The 20676-nt window shown below is 59.0% G+C and carries 21 protein-coding genes and 1 rRNA gene; 19 read left to right on the forward strand and 3 right to left on the reverse strand.

Annotated features, from left to right (window positions below):
* Nucleotides 1-8: 8 nt before the first annotated feature.
* The 19 genes from GT756_RS22190 (at nucleotide 9) to GT756_RS22280 (ending at nucleotide 19234) form a co-directional block, all read left to right on the forward strand.
* Nucleotides 9-815, forward strand: a complete 807-nt coding sequence (locus GT756_RS22190) for a winged helix-turn-helix domain-containing protein (protein WP_032455482.1) — start codon at nucleotides 9-11, stop codon at nucleotides 813-815.
* Nucleotides 812-1330, forward strand: a complete 519-nt coding sequence (locus GT756_RS22195; protein ID WP_160125070.1) for a FidL-like protein — start codon at nucleotides 812-814, stop codon at nucleotides 1328-1330. Before GT756_RS22190 ends, GT756_RS22195 begins: the two co-directional genes overlap by 4 nt.
* Before the next feature lie 445 nt (nucleotides 1331-1775).
* Nucleotides 1776-2054 (forward strand): BMC domain-containing protein, encoded by a 279-nt coding sequence (locus tag GT756_RS22200; RefSeq protein WP_004182810.1) that lies wholly within the window; start codon nucleotides 1776-1778, stop codon nucleotides 2052-2054.
* 17 nt (nucleotides 2055-2071) lie between these two features.
* Entirely contained in the window at nucleotides 2072-2356 is a 285-nt protein-coding gene (locus GT756_RS22205; protein WP_002442227.1) for a BMC domain-containing protein, read from the forward strand.
* A 12-nt stretch (nucleotides 2357-2368) separates the two neighbouring features.
* Nucleotides 2369-2647: a BMC domain-containing protein gene (locus GT756_RS22210; protein WP_004146125.1), complete on the forward strand. Its 279-nt coding sequence runs from the start codon at nucleotides 2369-2371 to the stop codon at nucleotides 2645-2647.
* Nucleotides 2648-2700: 53 nt separating this feature from the next.
* Nucleotides 2701-4305: an acetaldehyde dehydrogenase (acetylating) gene (locus tag GT756_RS22215; RefSeq protein ID WP_155009292.1), complete on the forward strand. Its 1605-nt coding sequence runs from the start codon at nucleotides 2701-2703 to the stop codon at nucleotides 4303-4305.
* Between the two features lie 25 nt (nucleotides 4306-4330).
* Entirely contained in the window at nucleotides 4331-4597 is a 267-nt protein-coding gene (locus tag GT756_RS22220; RefSeq protein ID WP_004204134.1) for a EutN/CcmL family microcompartment protein, read from the forward strand.
* Between the two features lie 8 nt (nucleotides 4598-4605).
* Entirely contained in the window at nucleotides 4606-5760 is a 1155-nt protein-coding gene (locus tag GT756_RS22225) for a 1-propanol dehydrogenase PduQ (RefSeq protein WP_160125071.1), read from the forward strand.
* A 25-nt stretch (nucleotides 5761-5785) separates the two neighbouring features.
* Nucleotides 5786-9172 (forward strand): choline trimethylamine-lyase, encoded by a 3387-nt coding sequence (gene cutC / locus GT756_RS22230; RefSeq protein WP_160125072.1) that lies wholly within the window; start codon nucleotides 5786-5788, stop codon nucleotides 9170-9172.
* A gap of 85 nt (nucleotides 9173-9257) precedes the next feature.
* Nucleotides 9258-10205, forward strand: a complete 948-nt coding sequence (cutD, locus tag GT756_RS22235) for a choline TMA-lyase-activating enzyme (RefSeq protein ID WP_048322873.1) — start codon at nucleotides 9258-9260, stop codon at nucleotides 10203-10205.
* A 12-nt stretch (nucleotides 10206-10217) separates the two neighbouring features.
* Nucleotides 10218-10616, forward strand: coding sequence for a BMC domain-containing protein (locus GT756_RS22240; protein ID WP_004204127.1), 399 nt, complete (start codon nucleotides 10218-10220; stop codon nucleotides 10614-10616).
* A complete protein-coding gene (locus GT756_RS22245) occupies nucleotides 10613-11233 on the forward strand; it encodes a phosphate propanoyltransferase (protein ID WP_017899147.1) in 621 nt (206 codons plus the stop codon). Before GT756_RS22240 ends, GT756_RS22245 begins: the two co-directional genes overlap by 4 nt.
* Nucleotides 11234-11245: 12 nt before the next feature.
* A complete protein-coding gene (locus GT756_RS22250; protein WP_160125073.1) occupies nucleotides 11246-11914 on the forward strand; it encodes a hypothetical protein in 669 nt (222 codons plus the stop codon).
* A 31-nt stretch (nucleotides 11915-11945) separates the two neighbouring features.
* Nucleotides 11946-12359, forward strand: coding sequence for a multidrug efflux SMR transporter (locus tag GT756_RS22255; protein WP_017899148.1), 414 nt, complete (start codon nucleotides 11946-11948; stop codon nucleotides 12357-12359).
* A gap of 19 nt (nucleotides 12360-12378) precedes the next feature.
* On the forward strand, nucleotides 12379-12708 hold the full coding sequence (locus GT756_RS22260; RefSeq protein WP_004204123.1) for a multidrug efflux SMR transporter: 330 nt from the start codon (nucleotides 12379-12381) through the stop codon (nucleotides 12706-12708).
* Between the two features lie 279 nt (nucleotides 12709-12987).
* Nucleotides 12988-13995, forward strand: coding sequence for a tryptophan--tRNA ligase (gene trpS / locus GT756_RS22265; RefSeq protein ID WP_032455475.1), 1008 nt, complete (start codon nucleotides 12988-12990; stop codon nucleotides 13993-13995).
* Between the two features lie 306 nt (nucleotides 13996-14301).
* Nucleotides 14302-15369 carry an HlyD family secretion protein gene (locus tag GT756_RS22270; RefSeq protein WP_049004351.1) on the forward strand — a complete coding sequence of 356 codons (1068 nt, stop codon included), beginning with the start codon at nucleotides 14302-14304 and terminating at the stop codon, nucleotides 15367-15369.
* Nucleotides 15366-18110 (forward strand): ribosome-associated ATPase/putative transporter RbbA, encoded by a 2745-nt coding sequence (rbbA, locus tag GT756_RS22275; RefSeq protein ID WP_160125074.1) that lies wholly within the window; start codon nucleotides 15366-15368, stop codon nucleotides 18108-18110. The genes GT756_RS22270 and rbbA overlap by 4 nt, the downstream gene beginning before the upstream one ends.
* Nucleotides 18110-19234 (forward strand): ABC transporter permease, encoded by a 1125-nt coding sequence (locus tag GT756_RS22280; protein ID WP_023319637.1) that lies wholly within the window; start codon nucleotides 18110-18112, stop codon nucleotides 19232-19234. The genes rbbA and GT756_RS22280 overlap by 1 nt, the downstream gene beginning before the upstream one ends.
* 41 nt (nucleotides 19235-19275) lie before the next feature.
* Here GT756_RS22280 and GT756_RS22285 read toward each other — a convergent pair whose 3' ends face one another.
* The 3 genes from GT756_RS22285 to rrf form a co-directional block, all read right to left on the reverse strand.
* A complete protein-coding gene (locus GT756_RS22285; protein WP_004204117.1) occupies nucleotides 19276-19593 on the reverse strand; it encodes a hypothetical protein in 318 nt (105 codons plus the stop codon).
* Nucleotides 19594-19914: 321 nt separating this feature from the next.
* Entirely contained in the window at nucleotides 19915-20190 is a 276-nt protein-coding gene (locus GT756_RS22290; protein WP_004204116.1) for a DUF2574 family protein, read from the reverse strand.
* A 365-nt stretch (nucleotides 20191-20555) separates the two neighbouring features.
* Nucleotides 20556-20671: ribosomal RNA gene (gene rrf / locus GT756_RS22295) — 5S ribosomal RNA — on the reverse strand.
* Between the last annotated feature and the right edge of the window lie 5 nt (nucleotides 20672-20676).

Below are 20676 nucleotides of genomic sequence, written 5' to 3' on the forward strand. Positions count from 1 at the left end.
AGGCCGCGATGCGCTACAACATCAATGCCCGTCTCATTTATGATGCAACAGACGGCACGCTAACCCTGCCCGGCAGCGATGAACCAGATAGCCAGCTATCCATCACCGCCAGCGCGCTGCTCTATTTTTTTCTCCGCCATACCGGCGTGGTCAGTCGCGATGAAGTGTTGAAAAAAGTCTGGGACGATAACGGCTTAACTTCTTCCAATAGCAACCTCAACCAGTATCTGAGCATGCTGCGCAAAACTTTCCGCCACTACGATATCGATAACATTATCGTCACCGTGTCGCGCGGCATGCTGCAGCTGAATCAGGATCTCAGCATCGAACTGCTCGACGCCGGGCCGGCGCTGGCCGATGTCGCCAGCCCGGCCGCGCCGCCTGGCGAACCCGCCGGGGCAGGAAGGGAAACCATACCGCCTGCCGCTTCACCACACGCGCGCGGAATGTGCTGGTATCTGGCCGGCGGCTGCCTGCTGGTCATCGCCCTGCTTCTGGTGGCATTCACGTTTGCCGGAACCCACGTCGCCCGGCCAATTAATCTGACGCTGATGAACCACAGCCAGTGCGAACTGCTCGCCAGCGATGAAATGCTGCGTTCGGTCTCGGCGACGGCCTACGGTAAGAACTTTGATGAGGTACGTCAGCGGCTGAAGCTCAGCTGCAAGCCGGGGGAGCGTTTTGTTTTCTTCTATGGCGACCGGCTGGAGACCAACGGCCTGGGCCGGGTATTTCTCGCCCACTGCGCGATGCACGAAGACAACCCGTTTAGCTATTGCGATAACTACTTTTACTACTCCTGGAAGCCGCAATGAGACTCGCGCCCCGCACCTTTTTCGCCTTCTCTGCCCTCGCGTTTATCGCCGCCGCCGGGTTTAGCGCCTGGCGTCTGCTGCCGGATGCCAACGACGGCGTGATGAGCTGCTCCACCAAAGCGATCATGCGTTTTGAAAATATGGAAAAAGAGAATGTGAACGGCAATATCCATTTTAATTTTGCCGCCAATGGCAACGGGTCCATGGTAGTGGAAGGCTATACCGATTCTGCCGCCGGCTGGCTCTACCTGCAGCGCTACGTCAAATTCAGCTACACCAGCCAGCGCATCTCGGCGACCGAGCGCCACTACCGCATCAAGAAATGGGAATCCAGCGCCTCGTCCATCGATGAATCGCCGGATGTCATCTTCGACTATTTCATGCGTGAGATGTCCGACAGCTACGACGGCCTGTTCCTCAATGCGCAAAAGCTTAACGACAAAGCTATCCTGCTGAGCTCTATCAACTCACCGCTCTACATCTGCACGCTGAAGTCCGGCAGCACGCTTAATTAACACGTCCCCCCTGTAACACCGCGAGGAAAATGCGCCCTCGCTCACGCTCCATTAATGCCCCTTTTCCCTGGATGCTAAAAGCGCACGTTTTGCGTTTATCTTCGACGCGAGAACTTGAGCATACCCACAATTATAACGTGGCCATATTACCGATTGCTGGCAAGTAATTAGCATCTTATTAACATTCATCTCCCGCCGATAAATAGCTTAAAAAAACGCCATATCATCATGAAAATCCTCACGCATGAAACAGGATTAAGAGATAAAAAGAAGCCTAAATAAGGCTAAATAGCAGAGTAAAAACCTAAAATATTCATCTACACGGATTTAAATTTCACTTCTCTCCCCATTCCCTATAGTGAACCCCGAACGCCGCTTCCGCGTGTTGATGCCGTTACGCGGACGGTTTTCCCGAATCACAAAACCTGTTCTGGAGGAGATCACGATGGGTGATGCATTGGGGCTTATCGAAACCAAAGGTCTGGTGGCCTGTATTGAAGCAGCGGACTCGATGTGTAAAGCCGCCAACGTCGAACTGATCGGCTATGAAAACGTCGGCTCCGGCCTGGTCACCGTGATGGTGAAGGGCGACGTCGGCGCAGTAAAAGCGGCGGTGGATTCCGGTGTGGAATCGGCGCAGCGCATCGGCGAAGTGGTGACCTCGCTGGTCATCGCGCGTCCGCATAACGACATCAACAAAATCGTCATTAAACACAAGGCCTGAAGGCCAGGAGAACGCAAATGGGTGATGCATTAGGTCTGATTGAAACCAAAGGTCTGGTGGCCTGCATTGAAGCAGCGGATGCGATGTGTAAAGCCGCCAACGTCGAACTGATCGGCTATGAAAACGTCGGTTCCGGCCTCGTCACCGCGATGGTGAAAGGCGATGTCGGCGCGGTGAAAGCGGCGGTGGATTCCGGCGTCGAATCGGCCCAGCGCATTGGCGAAGTGGTGACCTCGCTGGTCATCGCCCGTCCGCATAACGACATCAACAAAATCGTCTCGCATTACAAAATTGCGGACTAACGGAGAAACCTGATGAAAGAAGCGCTTGGTCTTATCGAAACCAAAGGTCTGGTGGCCTGTATTGAAGCCGCGGACGCGATGTGCAAAGCCGCCAACGTCGAACTGATCGGCTATGAAAACGTCGGCTCCGGCCTCGTCACCGCGATGGTGAAAGGCGACGTCGGCGCGGTCAACGCGGCGGTCGACTCCGGCGTGGAAGCGGCGAAACGCATTGGCGAAGTCGTCAGCTCTCGCGTCATCGCGCGTCCCCATAACGACATCGAAAAAATCGCGGCGCAGCACAAAGCATGACCTGACAGGGCACGCCCCGTCCCCACTCTTTTCGTCTGATGAAGGATAGACTCATGATTGAACTGGATAACGATTTGCAGTCCCGGCAGAACGCCCGGGAACTGGTGCGCAACGCCAAAAAAGCGCAGGCAATGCTGGCCACCTTTTCGCAGCAGCAAATCGACGCCATCGTGAAAAACGTGGCCCAGGAAGCAGCGCACCACGCCGAAGCGCTGGCGAAAATGGCCGCGGAAGAGACCGGTTTTGGCAACTGGCAGGACAAAGTGCTGAAAAACCGCTTCGCCTCGCTGCGCGTCTACGACGCCATCAAAGATATGAAGACCGTTGGCATCATTCATGACGACCCGGTAAAAAAAGTGATGGACGTGGGCGTGCCGCTGGGCGTGATTTGCGCGCTGGTCCCCTCAACTAACCCAACCTCTACGGTTATCTACAAAGCGCTGATCGCCCTCAAGGCCGGTAACGCCATTATCTTCTCCCCGCATCCCGGCGCGCGTCAGTGCAGCTGGAAGGCGATTGAGATCGTCAAACGCGCGGCGGAAGCGGCCGGCGCGCCGGAGGGCTGCGTTGACGGCATCACCCAGCTGACCCTCGAAGCCACCTCAGAGCTGATGCACAGCAAAGACGTTTCGCTGATCCTCGCCACCGGCGGCGAAGGCATGGTGCGCGCGGCCTACGCGTCCGGCACCCCGACCATCAGCGGCGGTCCGGGCAACGGCCCGGCATTTATCGAACGCAGCGCCGATATCCACCACGCGGTGAAAGATATCATCACCAGCAAAACCTTCGATAATGGCGTGATCTGCGCCTCCGAGCAGTCGATCATCGTCGAAGGCTGCATTTACGATGAGGTTCACCGCGAGCTGGAAGCGCAGGGCGCTTACTTCATGAATGAAGATGAAGCGGCGAAAATGGCGGCGCTGCTGCTGCGCCCGAACGGCACCATCAACCCGAAAGTGGTCGGTAAAACCGCGTTGTACCTCAGCCAGATGGCCGGCTTCTGCGTCCCGGCCAGCACCAAAGTGCTGATCGCCGAGCAGACCACCGTCTCACCGAAAAACCCCTACTCGCGCGAAAAACTGTGCCCGGTACTCGGTCTGTACGTGGCTGAGGACTGGAAAGCCGCCTGCCACCGCGTGGTAGAGCTGCTGACTAATGAAGGGCTCGGCCATACGCTGGTGATCCACACCCGCAACCAGGACGTCATCCGCCAGTTCAGCCTCGAAAAACCGGTCAACCGCATCCTGATCAACACCCCGGCGGCGCTCGGCGGCATCGGCGCCACCACCAATATCTCCCCGGCGCTGACCCTCGGCTGCGGCGCGGTCGGCGGCGGCTCCAGCTCCGACAACGTCGGCCCGATGAACCTGCTCAATATCCGCAAAGTCGGCTATGGCGTGCGGTCGATTGACGAGCTTCGCGCGCCGGGCAGCCGCCCTGAGCCACAGCCAACCATCGTCACGCCGGCGAGCGATCCGCAGCGCAGCATTCTTGATGACGTGCGTTTCAACGCTCCGGCCAGCGCTACGCCAGCACACCCGGCAGGCAGCGATGACCGCTTCGCCAGCCCAGGCGCCGCAGCGAATGCGGAAGGCGCAATCAACGAGCAAAACGTGGAACGCGTTATCCGCCAGGTGCTGGAGCGCCTTGCTAAGTAACGCACTGATATAAGGCGATATAACGATGATTCTCGCAAAGGTGACCGGCCATGTTGTCGCCACGCAAAAATGCGATGAGCTGCGCGGCAGCAACCTGCTGTTGATCACCCGCTTAGATGACAAACAGCAGCCGATGAAGGACCAGACCTGGGTCGCCGTCGATAACGTCGGCGCCGGTATGCACGACATCGTGCTGGCGGAAGAGTACTTCGCGCTCAATAAAGAGCGCTACAAAGCGATGTCGGTGGTCGCCATTGTTGAGAAGGTGTTTCGGGACGCCGAACAGGAGTGAATAGCCCAATGAGTGAATTTTTACTGAAACCGCGGATTTGCTTCGGTCAGGACGCCCTCTCGGTGCTGAACGAACTTTCCGCCCGCAGCGTGCTGCTGGTGACCGATCAAGCGATGGTGAAGTTTGGCCTCGCCGAGCGCGTCACCGCCCTGCTGCGCCAGCGCGGGATCGTCTGGCAGGTGTGGGACGACGTGGTGGCGGATCCGGATATCGCCACCGTGGTGCGCGGTATGAAGCTGATGGATAACCACTACCCGGATCTGGTTATCGCGCTCGGCGGCGGTTCGGTTATCGATGCCGCCAAAGCGGTTATTTTCTCCCTGGCGCAAACCCGTCCGCTGGCCGACCGTCCCCGTCCGTGCTTCATCGCCATCCCGACCACCAGCGGTACCGGTTCGGAAGTCACCGCCTTTTCGGTGGTGAAAGCCAACGCGGAAAAACTGGTGCTGGTGGATGCGTCATTGCTGCCGGATATCGCCATTCTGGACCCGGCGCTGGTGGCTTCGGTGCCACCGGCAATTACCGCCGACACCGGCATGGACGTGCTGTGTCACGCCCTTGAGGCCTACGTCTCCCGCGCCGCCAGCGACTTTTCCGACGCCCTGGCGGAGAAAGTAGTGCAGCAGGTATTTCGCTATCTGCCAACCTGCTGGCGCAGCGGCGACAACCTGCAGGCGCGCGAAAAGATGCACAACGCCTCCTGCATGGCGGGGATGGCCTTCACCAACGCGTCGCTGGGGATCACCCATAGCCTGGCCCACGCCCTCGGCGGCGTCTTCCGCGTGCCCCATGGCCGCGCCAACGCCCTGCTGATGACGCACGTCGTCGCCTGGAACGCTGATTATCACGGGCTGTGCGATACCGATGCCGCCCGCAAATATGCCCGACTAGCCCATCTGCTGGATCTGCCTGCGGCCACTACCCGCCAGGGCGTCACCAGCCTGCTGGTCGCCATTCAGGCGCTTAAAGACGAAATGAGCATGCCGGCCGGCATCCGCGATACCGGCGTCCTTGCAGACGAGTTTGAACAACGGCTGGCGGAGATGATCGGCCAGGCGTTACGCGACAGCTGTACTCCGACGAACCCACGCGCGCCGGATGCTCACGCACTGACCGAACTCTATCGCCGGGCATGGACCGGCAACGCCGCTCAGGGCCACTGATAACAAGATTTGGAGAACCTTACCCATGGCACACTACAGCTTAACGCCGCGCGTCAAAGTGCTGGCAGACCGTTTACTCGCCCAGAAAAGCACGCTGTGCACCGAACATGCCACCACGCTGAACGCCCTGGATGGCGATATCGCGGGCGTTCCCGCCGCCGTTAAACCGGCGCGCCGTTTCTATGAACTGATGCGCCAGCTGCCGCTGACCATCAGCCCCGACGAACTCATTGTCGGCAACCAGAGCCGTAAACCGCACGGGGCGATTTTCCATGACGAAAACGCGACCCGTCGCCCATCGGCTTTCCAGTTCCTCAACCTCAACAGCGATCTGGATTCGCCGGACTACCGGCTGGTGGTCGAAAAAGGGGTGCTGGCGATTAAGCACCAGCTGGAAGAGAAAACCCGCGCACTCGGCAGCGCGGTCAGCCGCAGCGGTATGGATGAAGTCAACGGCTGCCGCGCCGCCATCTACGCCTGCGACGCCCTGCTGGCGCTGGCGCAAAATCTGGCCAACAGCGCCGAGCAGCTGGCGGCGGCGGAGACCAATGCTTATCGCAAAGCCGAGCTGCTCGATAGCGCAGCCATTCTCCACCACGTGCCGGCCCATCCAGCGCGTAATTTCAAAGAAGCCTGCCAGGCGTTCTATCTGTTCCAGCTGGCGCTCCAGCTGGATAACGGCAGCTATGCAGTCAACCCGGAAGGGGCGGACAAGGCGCTGCTGCCTTACTTCCAGCGCGATATCAACAGCGGCGCGCTGAATACCCAGCAGGCGTATGAGCTCGTGGAGTGCCTGTGGTTCAAGCTGGCGGAACTGAGCGAAGTCCGCGCCGCCTGCGCCATTGACGGCTATCCGATGCTCGACGCCATGTTGCATGGCGCCGCTTTTGACCATGCCGAGGTGAACGAACTCTCGGCGATGTTCATCAGCGCCCAGCGCAATCTCAGCGCGTTGAATCTGCCGGTGCGTCTGTTTAGCGGCGCACAACAGGTCAGCCACGCGCCGTTCGCCGCCTGCGCCGACACGCCGGTGATGGAAGGGTTAACCCCGCGTATGCAGCGTCTGCGTAACCACTATCTGACGGTACGCCCGAGCGTCTCTATCTATCGCGCGCTGGCCTTTACCGAAGTGGTGAAAGCTAACCCAGGCATGCCGACCATTCTGCTGCGAGCGAAAGCCTTCCGCCACGCCTGCGAAACCGCGCCGATTCTGATTCAGGACGATGAGCTGATCGTCGGCCATCCGTGCGGCAAGCCGCGCGCGGGCGCCTTCTCGCCGGATATCGCCTGGCGCTGGGTGCGCGACGAGCTCGACACCATGAGCACCCGCCCGCAGGATCCGTTTGAGATCAGCGAAGCGGATAAAAAAACCATTCGCGAAGAGATCGTCCCATTCTGGGAAGGCCGTTCGCTGGATGAGATTTGCGAAGCGCAATACCGTGAGGCTGGCGTCTGGGCCTTCAGCGGCGAGACCTTCGTCAGCGACCTCTCCTATCACCAGATTAACGGCGGCGGCGATACCTGCCCGGGCTACGACGTGCTGCTGTTCACCAAAGGGATGAACGGCATTAAAGCCGATGCCGAGGCGCATCTGGCCAGCCTGAGCATGGAAAATCCGGAAGATATCGACCGCATTTACTACTACAAAGCGGCGATTGAAACCTGCGAAGGGGTGGTCAACTACGCCCGCCGCATCGCCGCCCATGCCCGCGAACTGGCGGCTAAAGAGCAAAACGCCCAGCGCCGCGCCGAGCTGCTGACCATCGCCGACGTCAACGAAAACGTGCCGGCCAATCCGCCGAAGACCTTGCAGGAAGCGCTGCAGAGTATCTGGACCGTCGAATCACTGTTTGAAATCGAAGAGAACCAGACCGGGCTGTCGCTGGGGCGCGTCGACCAGTACTGCTATCCGATGTTCGAAGCCGATATCCGCGAAGGCCGCTTGACCCACGACACCGCACTGGAGCTGCTGCAGGCGTTTATCATCAAATGTGCCGAACTGATGTGGATGTCGAGCGAACTGGGAGCGAAATATTTCGCGGGTTATCAGCCGTTTATCAACCTCACCGTTGGCGGCCAGAAACGTAGCGGCGGCGATGCCTGTAACGATCTGACCTATCTGATTATGGACGCCGTGCGCTTCGTGAAGGTTTACCAGCCGTCGCTGGCCTGCCGTATCCACAACCAGTCGCCGCAGAAATACATGGAAAAAATCGTCGACGTGGTGAAAGCGGGAATGGGCTTCCCGGCCTGCCACTTCGATGACTCCCACATCAAGATGATGCTGCGCAAAGGCTTCGATTTTGAAGACGCCCGCGATTACTGCCTGATGGGCTGCGTTGAACCGCAGAAATCCGGGCGCATCTACCAGTGGACCTCCACCGGCTACACCCAGTGGCCTATCGCTATCGAGTTCGTGCTTAACCGCGGGCGGATGGTGCTGTTCGATAGCTATCAGGGGCTGGACACCGGCGACCTGCGCGACCTGCGCACCTTCGAAGCATTCGACGCGGCGGTAAAACAGCAGATCGCCCATATCGTGCGCCTGTCGGCTATCGGCACCGTCATCAGCCAGCGCGTCCACCGCGATGTGGCGCCGAAGCCGCTGATGTCGCTGCTGGTCGAAGGCTGCATGGAAAGCGGCAAAGATGTCGCCGCCGGCGGCGCGATGGTCAACCACGGTCCGGGGCTGATTTTCTCCGGTCTGGCGACCTACGTCGACTCGATGGCGGCGATCCGCAAGCTGGTGTTCGAAGAGAAGAAATACACCCTTGAGCAGATCCGCGATGCGCTGCTGGCCAACTTTAAAGGTTACGAAGCGCTGCGCCGCGACTGCCTGAACGCGCCGAAATACGGTAACGACGATAACTATGTCGACCAGTACGCGCTGGATATTACCGAATGGACCGAGAAAGAGTGCCGTAAGTACAAGATGCTCTACTCGACCCTCAGCCACGGCACCCTGTCTATCTCCAACAACACGCCCATCGGCGAGCTAACCAACGCCACGCCGAACGGCCGCCTGGCGTGGATGCCACTCTCCGATGGCATCAGCCCGACCCAGGGCGCGGATAAGCAAGGCCCGACGGCGATTATCAAGTCGGTCAGCAAGATGAACGTGGAAACCATGAACATCGGCATGGTGCACAACTTCAAATTCCTCAAAGGGCTGCTGGATACCCCGGAAGGTCGCCATGGCCTGATTACCTTGCTGCGTACCGCCTCGATTCTCGGCAATGGGCAGATGCAGTTCAGCTATGTCGATAACGAAGTGCTGAAGAAGGCGCAGCAGGAGCCGGAGAAATACCGCGACCTGATCGTTCGCGTCGCCGGCTACAGCGCCTACTTCGTTGAGCTGTGCAAAGAGGTCCAGGACGAGATCATCAGCCGTACGGTGATTGAGAAGTTCTAGTTCTCTTAAAGAGAATTAAATGAGCTGTATTTGAGAAATAACCGGAAGTTCTCCGTCCCGTAACGGGACGGAGCGGGAGGCAAGCGTGATCGCAAAACAAGAATTAACGGGCCGAATTTTCAATATCCAGAAATATTCGATCTATGACGGCGATGGCATTCGCACGCTGGTGTTTTTTAAGGGCTGCAACATTCGCTGCCCGTGGTGCGCCAACCCGGAAGGACTGAACAGCCAGTTCCAGGTGATGTTCTCGCACGACAAATGCATTAACTGCGGCGACTGCGTCAGCGTCTGTCCGGCGGGTATTCATTATCGGGCGGAAGAGAACGGCGAAATGAAGCACTTCGTCGACCGCCATAAAGACTGCATCGGCTGCCGCAAATGCGAAGAGATTTGCACCCAGAACGCGCTGGACATTATGGGCAAGGACGTCACCGTCAGCGAGCTGATGGAGATCATCATGCAGGACTACGACTTCTACATCTCCTCCGGCGGCGGCGTCACCATCGGCGGCGGCGAGATGAGCCTGCAGACCGATTTTGCCGTCGCCTTATTTCGCGAATGCAAAAAGATGATGATTAACACTGCCGTCGAAACCCAGGGCACCACCCCACTTGCCAACTACCAGAAGCTGGCGCCGGTCACCGACACCTTCTTATTCGACATTAAGCAGATTAACAGCGAACACCACAAGGCGATGCTCGGCATCGGCAACGAAGGGATCCGCCGCAATCTCGAATGGCTGGTGGATTCCGGCGCCAACGTCATTGTGCGTATGCCGCTCATTCGCGGCTACAACGACTCATTCGACGCCATTACCGGCGCCATTGATTACGTACAGAAGCTGGCGAAGCGCGGGAATATCCGCCGTATCGACATGCTGCCGTACCACCAGCTGGGACGCAAAAAGTACGAACGCCTGGATATGCCCTACCCGATTAGCCAGGACCCGTCTTATTCGCCGGATGAACTGGACCGGCTGGAAGCCTTCTTCCGGCAATTTGATTTTGATATTCGCTTAGTCCGCCATTAACAGGAGCCGACCATGAAAAGTTTAGGCGTAATTGAAACGCGAGGATGGGTCGCCGCCATTCAGGCCGTCGACGCCGCCTGTAAAGCCGCGGGAGTGACCTGCATTGGCTATCGCAAACCAGGCTCCGGGCTGGTGAGCGTCTGCTTTGAAGGGGAAATCAGCGCCATCCACACCGCTATCGAACGCGGCGTGGCGGTTGCCGGCGCCGAGCACACCGTGAAGTCGCTGGTCATTGCCCGTCCGGAGCGCTGCGTGGTTGAAGCCTTAAGCAACCTCAAAGGCAACCCTCCGCGCGAGGAAAAAACGGACGAACCGGTGGTTATCACCGCCCCGGAACCCATCGTTCCGCCCGCTATCCCGAACGAAGCGGAAGATAAGCACCCTGCGCTGAAGAAAGGGAAGAAGTCATGATCGACACTTTGCTTCGCGAAAAAATCGTCGCCCGCCTGAGCGCAACGGCGCCGGCGATCCCGGTGGGGATCTCCAACCGCCACGTCCATCTCGCGCAACAGGACGTCGAGGCATTGTTCGGTAAAGGCTACAGCCTGACGCCGTTCAAACCGCTGCGCCAGCCGGGGCAGTTTGCCGCCCAGGAGTGCGTGACCGTCGTCGGGCCGAAGGGCTCGCTGACCAACGTTCGCGTCCTCGGCCCGACCCGCCCGCTATCGCAACTGGAAGTGTCGCGCGCCGACTGCTTCACGCTCGGCATTCAAGCGCCAGTTCGTGAGTCCGGGCAACTGGAGAATGCCGGTAGCGCGCTGCTGATTGGCCCCGCCGGTCACGTTGAGCTCCATTCTCAGGTGATCTGCGCCTGGCGGCATATTCATATGTCGCCGCAGGACGCGCGCCAGCTCAACGTCAGCAATGGCCAGAAGGTCAGCGTGCGCAGCAACGGCGAGCGCCAGCTGACTTTCGATGAAGTGGTGGTGCGGGTGCGCGATGACTTCGCGCTGGAATTTCACATCGACACCGAAGAAGCCAATGCCGCCGGGTTAAAAAACGGCGCGCAGGTGACGCTCATCGGCTAACGGAGGCTCGCCATGACCGACGAACAGATTGAAGGTGTAGTTGCGCGGATTTTGCAGCGCATGCGGCCGCCGGTACTGGTGATGGTGACCGCCGCAGACGGCTACCGCGCGGCAATCCGCCAGCGCCTGGCGGGAAGCGGCTATCCGCTGCGCCTCGCGCTGGAGGAGGGTCTCGCCGACGCCGCCGCCTGGCGAGAGGTGGGCGAGATTATCCCGTCATCGGCCTGGCAGGATGCCCTGCCGTCAGCGCCATGGCGGGGGGTACTGCTGCCGTATCTCGATTATCCGCTGGCTTCAGACCTGCTGAACGGCACCCTGCGCAATCCGGTTTCCCGCTGCGCGCACGAGGCGCTGCTGGCGGGTATTCCGGTTCTGGCCCTGCGCTACCACTGCGATCCGCACAGCGAGCTCAACCAGCTGCGCGGCGCTCAGGCCGGCAGCGCCTATGCTGGGCATCTGCAGGCTACGCTGGCTCGTCTGGAAGCCTGCGGCGTCTTCCTCGGCACCATGAATGAGCTGCTGGCGAAGCTGGACGCGCCCACCGCGCCGGCCGCCGCCAGCAGCGAACCGCGCCGTTATCTTACCGTCACAGACGTGGTGAATAATCCGGCGCTGGCGGCGGCCCCGCGCGCTCAGCTGACCGATGCGGCCATTGATTACTTAAAAAACAGAAAGATATGACCTTACCCAACGAAAAACCTGGAGCTTAACGATGTCTTCGAAAACAAAATGCTGGTTATGGATGCTGCTGGTTATCCTCTCCGAAACCTCGGCAACCTCGACGTTAAAAATGTTCGGTAGCAGCGAAGGCGGCAGCAAAATGCTGCTGCTCGGGCTGCTGATTGCGCTTTACTGCACCTGCTATTACTCGCTCTCAAGGGCGGTGAAAGATATCCCGGTCGGCCTGGCGTACGCCACCTGGTCCGGCACCGGCATTCTGGTGGTCTCGACGCTGGGAATGGCATTCTACGGCCAGCACCCGGATACCGCCGCCATCATCGGCATGGCGGTGATCGCCAGCGGCATCATTATCATGAACCTGTTCTCGAAAATGGGTTCCGAAGCGAGCGAAGAGGCGGCGCCCGCCGCGCCAGCCGCCGCCATGGATAAGAACATCGCTAACTAACAGGAAAGGAATACCCCCTATGTTTAATCTCGGATTTTTATGGCTGGCGCTGTCTATCGGCTCCGAAATCACCGGCACCTCGATGATCAAAAAGACCAACGGTTTCAGCAAACTGGCCCCTTCGGTGCTGGTGGTCTGCGCCTACGGCCTCTGCTACTTCGCCCTCACCCGCGCAATGAGCACCATCCCGGTGGGCGTGGCCTACTCGCTGTGGTGCGGCTTCGGTATCGTCGGCGTCACCATCTGCTCCATGATCCTCTATAAGCAGAAACCGGACCTGGCGGCCATTATCGCCATGGCGCTGATTATCTCCGGCGGCGTGATCATGAACGTCTTCTCGACCATGTAACAGCGGTCGTTTTATCCTGTTACCCGGCCTGTGCGTGCAGTCCGTAGGCCCGCGCCAGCGCAGCGCCGCCGGGCATTTTACCAAACGGGGTTTACCCCACTATGGTTTCGTGGCAGGATAAAAAGATGAACAGAAACGCGATCGTGACCTATCCCCGCCGTTGGTGGCTGCCTGCATAACAGGCGGCACGATATACGTTTCCATTTTCAAAGCCGCCGGAAGGCGGCTTTGGTGTTTTCAGGACGTCTTTCGGCTGAACAGTCTGATAAGGAGTTCCTGATGAACCACCCGCAAACCATTCTCACCGGCGACCGCCCCACCGGCCAGCTACATCTTGGCCATTACGTCGGCTCGCTGCGCCAGCGCGTCGCGCTGCAGCACGACCACCAGCAGTTTATCCTGATCGCCGACCTGCAAGGGCTCACTGACAACGGCAGCAATCCGCAAAAAGTTAGCCACCATATCCTCGAAGTGATGGCCGATTATCTGGCCGTCGGCATTGACCCCAGGCTCACCACGATCTGCCTGCAGTCCGCCCTGCCCGCGCTGGCGGAGCTCAGCGCGCTGTATATGAATATCGTCACCGTCGCCCGCGTGGAACGTAATCCGACGGTCAAGAATGAGATTGCCCAGAAAGGATTCGCCCGTTCGCTGCCGGTGGGCTTTCTTGCCTATCCGATTAGCCAGGCCGCCGATATCACCGCCTTCAAGGCCGAGCTGGTGCCAGTGGGCGACGATCAGCTACCGATGATTGAGCAGACCAACGAGATCGTCCATAAGATGAATAGCCTCACCGGCGCGCCAGTGCTGCGCCACTGCAAGGCGCTCCTCAGCGAAGTGAGCCGCCTGCCGGGCGTCGACGGCAACGCCAAAATGTCGAAATCGCTGGGCAATACGCTGACGTTATCGGCCAGTGAAGAGGAGATTCACCGCGCGGTCAGCGCGATGTATACCGACCCGACGCACCTGAGAGTCAGCGATCCGGGGCATGTCGACGGCAACGTGGTGTTCACCTATCTCGACGCTTTCCATAGCGATAAGGCACTGGTGGCTGAGATGAAAGCCCACTATCAGCGCGGCGGGCTGGGCGATCGCCAGTGTAAAAATGAACTGGAGACCTGCCTGCAGGCGCTACTGGCGCCGATCCGCGAACGGCGAGCCACCTTTATTCAGGATAAAGGGATGCTGCTGGATCTGCTGCGCCAGGGCAGCGAGCGCGCCCACCAGCTGACGCAGGAGACGCTGCATGAGGTGAAACGTGGTCTGGGGCTGCCGGTGCTGTTCTGAGGTAATAAAATGTTGCCGGTAGTGGATATTTTGTTAACACGTCGACAAGACCCTGACTTTCGTATGGACAAGCCCGCCGCGGATGTTACTATCGCGTTAACGGTAGCTCTCACTATGCGTGTTTCATTAAGGCCAGGATCGCTGATAATGACCACATGAGTAGTACAGCGTTCGGCTGCGCATCGACGCGGTAGAGCGCTGCGTCAGCGGCCCTTCCCCCCTTTATTCGTCCTTCGCAAGGAGGACGCTCCGCCCGCCGGAGGAGACACGCGTATCACTCAGCACAGGGAATCAAGCGAGTCGCGTATGGACAAAATAAAGAAACGTTGGACAGGGTATTTTGTCGGCTTACTGGTGGTACTCGCCGCTGCAGCATGGTGGCTGCTGCGCCCGCCGGGCCTTCCGGAGGGTTTCGCCAGTAGCAACGGACGAATCGAAGCCACCGAGGTGGATATTGCCAGCAAAATCGCCGGACGTATCGACACCATTCTGGTCAAAGAGGGTCAGTTCGTGCACCAGGGAGAGGTGCTGGCGAGAATGGATACCCGTGTACTGAACGAGCAGCGTCTTGAAGCCGCCGCGCAAATCAAGGAAGCGGAAAGCGCGGTCCTCGCCGCCAGAGCCTTGCTCGATCAGCGGCAAAGTGAAATGCGCGCCAGCGAAGCGGTTGTGAAGCAGCGTCAGGCGGAGCTCGACTCCACAGCGAAACGTCACGTCCGCTCGAATGCCCTGTCGCAGCGCGGCGCCGTCTCCGCCCAGCAGCTGGATGACGATCGCGCCGCGGCAGAGAGCGCCCGCGCGGCGCTGGAGTCGGCGAAAGCCCAGGTCTCCGCCGCCCGCGCCGCCATCGAGGCCGCCCGCACCAGCATTATTCAGGCGCAAACCCGCGTCGAAGCCGCCCAGGCGACCGAGCGGCGGATCCTTGCCGATATTGACGATAGCGAGCTGAAGGCGCCCCGCGACGGCCGTATTCAGTATCGCGTCGCCGAGCCGGGGGAAGTGCTGGCCGCCGGTGGTCGGGTGCTGAACATGGTTGATCTCGCCGACGTCTATATGACTTTCTTTCTGCCCACCGAACAGGCGGGCCTGCTGGCGCTTGGCAGCGAAGCGCGGCTGATCCTTGATGCCGCCCCTGATCTGGTGATCCCGGCCAATATCAGCTTTGTCGCCAGCGTCGCGCAGTTTACGCCGAAAACGGTGGAGACCCGCGACGAGCGTCTCAAACTGATGTTCCGCGTCAAAGCGCGCATCCCGCCGGAGCTGCTGGCGCAGCACCTGGAGTATGTCAAAACCGGCCTGCCCGGCATGGCTTACGTGCGGCTGGATAACCAACACTCCTGGCCTGAAGACCTGACGGTGAGGTTGCCGCAATGATAATGACGCCACTGGATACCTCGCCCCCCATTGCCCGGCTGGACAACGTTGGCCAGCGCTTCGGCGCCACCGTGGCGCTGCGGGATATCAGCCTGGCGATCCCGGCGCGGCGCATGGTCGGCCTGATTGGCCCGGACGGCGTCGGCAAATCGAGCCTGCTCTCTCTCATCGCCGGGGCGCGGGCCATTGAGCAGGGTAACGTGATGGTGCTCGGCGGCGATATGCGCGACGTTCATCATCGCCGCGAGGTGTGCCCGAAGATTGCCTGGATGCCGCAGGGACTGGGGAAAAACCTCTATCACACCCTCTCGGTGTATGAAAACGTCGACTTCTTCGCCCGCCTGTTTGGCCATGATAAAGCCGAACGCGAATCACGTATCCACGAGCTGCTGCAGAGCACCGGGCTGGCGCCGTTTCGCGATCGCCCGGCGGGTAAGCTCTCCGGCGGGATGAAGCAAAAGCTGGGTTTATGTTGCGCCCTTATCCACGACCCGCAGCTGCTGATCCTCGATGAACCTACCACCGGCGTCGACCCGCTTTCCCGGGCGCAGTTCTGGGAGCTTATCGACAGCATTCGTCAGCGCCAGCCGGAGATGAGCGTGCTGGTGGCCACCGCCTATATGGAAGAGGCTGAGCGCTTTGACTGGCTGGTGGCGATGAACGCCGGCGAGGTGCTGGCGACCGGTACCGCTGCGGAGCTGAAAGTGCAGACCGGCAGCCAGACGCTGGAGCAGGCGTTTATCGCCCTGCTACCGGAAGCGCAGCGCCAGGCGCATAAGGCGGTGGTAATCCCGCCGCGCGACGACCGCGAGGAAGAGATCGCCATCGAAGCCCGTGGGCTGACCATGCGCTTTGGCGACTTCGTCGCCGTCGACCACGTTAACTTCCGCATCGCGCGCGGTGAAATCTTCGGCTTCCTCGGCTCCAACGGCTGCGGCAAATCCACCACCATGAAGATGCTCACCGGCCTGCTGCCCGCCAGCGAAGGCGAAGCCTGGTTGTTCGGCCAGCCGGTCGATCCGAAGGATATCGCCACCCGCCAGCGGGTGGGCTATATGTCGCAGGCCTTCTCGCTCTATAGCGAACTGACCGTCCGGCAAAACCTCGAACTGCACGCCCGCCTGTTTCATATTCCGGACGGCGAAATCCCCGGTCGGGTGGCGGAAATGAGCGAGCGCTTCATGCTCAGCGAGGTGGAAGACGCCCTGCCCGCCGCCCTGCCGTTGGGCATCCGTCAGCGTCTGTCGCTGGCGGTGGCGGTCATCCATCGCCCGGAAATGCTGATCCTCGACGAACCCACCTCCGGGGTCGATCCAGTGGCACGGGATATGTTCTGGCAGCTGATGGTCGACCTCGCGCGTCAGGATCGGGTGACCATTTTTATCTCCACCCACTTTATGAATGAGGCGGAACGCTGCGACCGCATCTCGCTGATGCACGCCGGCAAGGTGCTGGCCAGCGATACGCCGCAGGCGCTGGTCGAACAGCGCGGTGCCGCCAGCCTCGAAGAGGCGTTTATCGCCTGGCTCCAGGAGGCGCAGCCAACCGCCGCAGTTCCTGAGGAACTTGCGCCTGCTGCAGCATCCCATCCAGAACGCGCGGCCCCGCGCCAGGCCTTCAGTCTGCAACGGCTGTTCAGCTACAGCCGCCGCGAAGCGCTGGAGCTGCGCCGCGATCCTGTACGTTCGACGCTGGCGCTGCTGGGAACGGTGATCCTGATGTTTATCATGGGCTATGGGATCAGCATGGACGTCGAGGATCTGCGCTTTGCGGTACTCGATCGCGATCAAACCCTCAGCAGTCAGGGCTGGTCGCAGAATATCGCCGGCTCACGCTACTTCATCGAACAGGCGCCGCTGCGCAGTTACGATGAGCTCGACCGGCGGATGCGCGACGGCGAACTGGCGGTGGCGATAGAGATCCCGCCGAACTTTGGCCGCGATATCGCCCGCGGCACGCCGGTACAAATCGGCGTCTGGGTGGATGGCGCAATGCCAAACCGCGCGGAGACGGTGCGCGGCTACGTGCAGGCCATGCATCTCGCCTGGCTGCAGGAGATGGCCGGGCAGCAAAGTAGCCCGAATCGTGAGACCTCGCTCATCTCCATCGAGACCCGCTATCGCTATAACCCGGACGTGAAGAGCCTCCCGTCCATCGTCCCGGCGGTGATCCCGCTGCTGCTGATGATGATCCCGGCGATGCTCAGCGCCCTGAGCGTGGTACGTGAGAAGGAGCTCGGGTCGATCATCAACCTGTACGTGACGCCGACCACCCGCAGCGAATTCCTGCTCGGCAAGCAGGTGCCTTACATCATGCTGGGAATGTTTAACTTTTTTCTGCTGTGTGCGCTGTCGGTCTTCGTCTTTGGCGTATCACATAAGGGCAGCTTCCTGACGCTATGCCTGGCGGCGCTGCTGTACGTCACCATTGCCACCGGACTGGGACTACTGATCTCAACCTTTATGAAGAGTCAAATCGCCGCCATCTTCGGCACCGCCATCATTACGCTAATTCCGGCGACCCAGTTCTCCGGGATGATCGATCCGGTAGCGTCGCTGGAAGGCCCCGGGCGCTGGATTGGGCAAATCTACCCGACCAGCCACTTCCTGACTATCGCCCGCGGCACCTTCTCCAAGGCGCTGAATCTCGGCGATTTGTGGGGCTCCTTTATTCCACTACTGATTGCAGTGCCGCTGGTGCTCGGGCTGAGCGTGCTGCTGCTGAAGAAACAGGAGGGGTGATGCGCGGATTACGCAATATTTATAATCTTGGCGTCAAAGAGCTGCGTAGCCTGCTGGGTGATAAAGCGATGCTGGCGTTGATCGTGTTTGCTTTTACGGTGTCGGTGTACTCCTCAGCCACGGTGATGCCCGGCTCGCTACACCTGGCGCCGATTGCGGTTGCCGATATGGATAAGTCGCAGCTCTCTTCACGCATCATTAACGCATTCTACCGCCCCTGGTTTCTCGAACCGGAGCTGATTACCGCCGATGAGATGGACGCCGGCCTGGATGCCGGGCGCTACACTTTCGCCATCAATATTCCGCCTAACTTCCAGCGCGATGTGCTGGCCGGCCGCCAGCCGGAAGTGCAGGTCAACGTCGACGCCACGCGCATGAGCCAGGCCTTTACCGGCAACGGCTATATCCAGAATATTATTAGCGGCGAAGTAAACAGCTTCATTGCCCGCTATCGGGACAACAGCGTGCTGCCGGTAGAGCTGGCGATAAGAATGCGCTTTAACCCTAACCTGGAACAGGAGCGCTTTGGCGCGGTGATGGCGATCATCAACAACATCACCATGCTGGCCATTGTCCTCACCGGCTCGGCGCTGATCCGCGAGCGCGAGCACGGTACCATCGAGCATCTGCTGGTGATGCCGGTCACGCCGTTTGAGATCATGATGGCCAAGATCTGGTCGATGGGGCTGGTGGTGCTAGTGGTCTCCGGTTTGTCGCTGGTGCTGATGGTACAGGGGATGTTGCAGGTGCCCATTGAGGGGTCGATTCTACTGTTTATGCTGGGGGTGGCGCTCAGCCTGTTCGCCACTACCTCAATCGGCATTTTTATGGGCACCCTCGCCCGCTCAATGCCGCAGCTGGGGCTGCTAATGATCCTGGTGCTGCTGCCGCTGCAGATGCTCTCCGGCGGCTCCACGCCGCGGGAAAGTATGCCGCAGCTGGTTCAGGATATCATGTTGACCATGCCGACCACCCACTTCGTCAGTCTGGCGCAGGCGATTTTGTACCGCGGCGCCAGCTTCAGTATCGTCTGGCCGCAGTTCTTAACCTTGCTGGCTATCGGAGCGGTGTTCTTTACTATCGCCCTACTGCGTTTTCGCAAAACGATTGGTCAAATGGCATAAGGACTTAAGAAGGGCCGTCGACTTCCGGCGGCCCGAATGGTTTATTTGTGGCGGTTCATAAAGTGGCGCAGACCCCAGGTGAAGGCCATCGCCATGCTGAAGAGAATGAACAGCAACACCACCCAGCTGATGGAGATGCGCAGCAGCGTGCCGGGGGTCATAAACGGCTGCAGATAGACGGTGAAGGACTGGGCGGGTGATTTCCCCAGCAGTTCATACAGGTTATCCGTAAGCCATACGCCGACCCGGCAGAACAGCCAGATTATCGCTGGCCAGCAGAGCAGCACCAGAAAGGTAAAGCGCTCCTGAAGGTAAGTGAAGAGCCGGCGCAACGGCGACCAGTTAAGCAGGATTTTCATTTCTATTCTCATATTGCCAGCCGATAACCAAAGCAGATAACGCAAGGTACGTCGGGCAGCATCCATACAGGCAATCATCCCTCTTTGTATATCAAATTTGCTGTCATATAAACCAGATCAAGTTAACAAAGTGTTAATGATATCGCTCATTAAACCAAAAAACCGGCGAGAAGCATACCCATTGTCGCCATAAATGGGAGTGATGTATTCAGCGGCGGGAATAATTCCGTAATTTCGCTAACGCGTTAATATATATGAAGAAGATGCAGCGCTATTATTTAGCAGAACACAATATAATAGCGCTGAAATAGAGAGAGGTATTTAATCGTAGCTGCTGATAATTATTTTTCGACTCGTATCATTGGATAAATTCACTGTACGAGTGACCACACCACGCGCGTGATTCGCTATATTTTTCGAGGCAATGAGATAGGTATTTTTTCCGCAGCGCTGCAGAGGTTGTTTATTCACAATATCAGTATTGCAGGTTTCTGACACGACCCGCCCGGAAAGCGTTAGGTTGGCGGTTTCGGCAGCAAACAGAGGTGAGCTTAATCCATAAGCGAAAATCAGAATCCCAATTAGCGGTTTTTTCATTTAATGTTTAACCAGTTAACAGGATGAAAGATAAGCGAGTTGCTTAATATTTTCTCCGTCAGGAGAGCGATGCATTGGTACATCACGCAGGGAAGATAAACCATAGTATTACTAAGGGCAATGTAAAGATAACCTATTAATGTGATAATTATTGCTGATAGTAGCGAACCGGCATAGTGGTCTGCCTGGAGACGGTGCTGCGCACCAGGTTTTGTGGCTCAGGATCCGTAGCCCCGGTAAGCGCAGCGCCACCGGGGGGCATACCCCACACAGCAAAAAACCCCGCACCTTTCGGGACGGGGTTCTTGTTAAAACGCAAAAACAAAAAGCTCAGCCTTCCGACTGAGCTTTCTGCTTTATTTGATGCCTGGCAGTTCCCTACTCTCACATGGGGAGACCCCACACTACCATCGGCGCTACGGCGTTTCACTTCTGAGTTCGGCATGGGGTCAGGTGGGACCACCGCGCTAGTGCCGCCAGGCAAAT

Origin of the sequence: Klebsiella sp. Q2, from assembly GCF_009900705.1 — a bacterium.
Taxonomy (GTDB): Bacteria; Pseudomonadota; Gammaproteobacteria; order Enterobacterales; family Enterobacteriaceae; genus Klebsiella; species Klebsiella quasipneumoniae.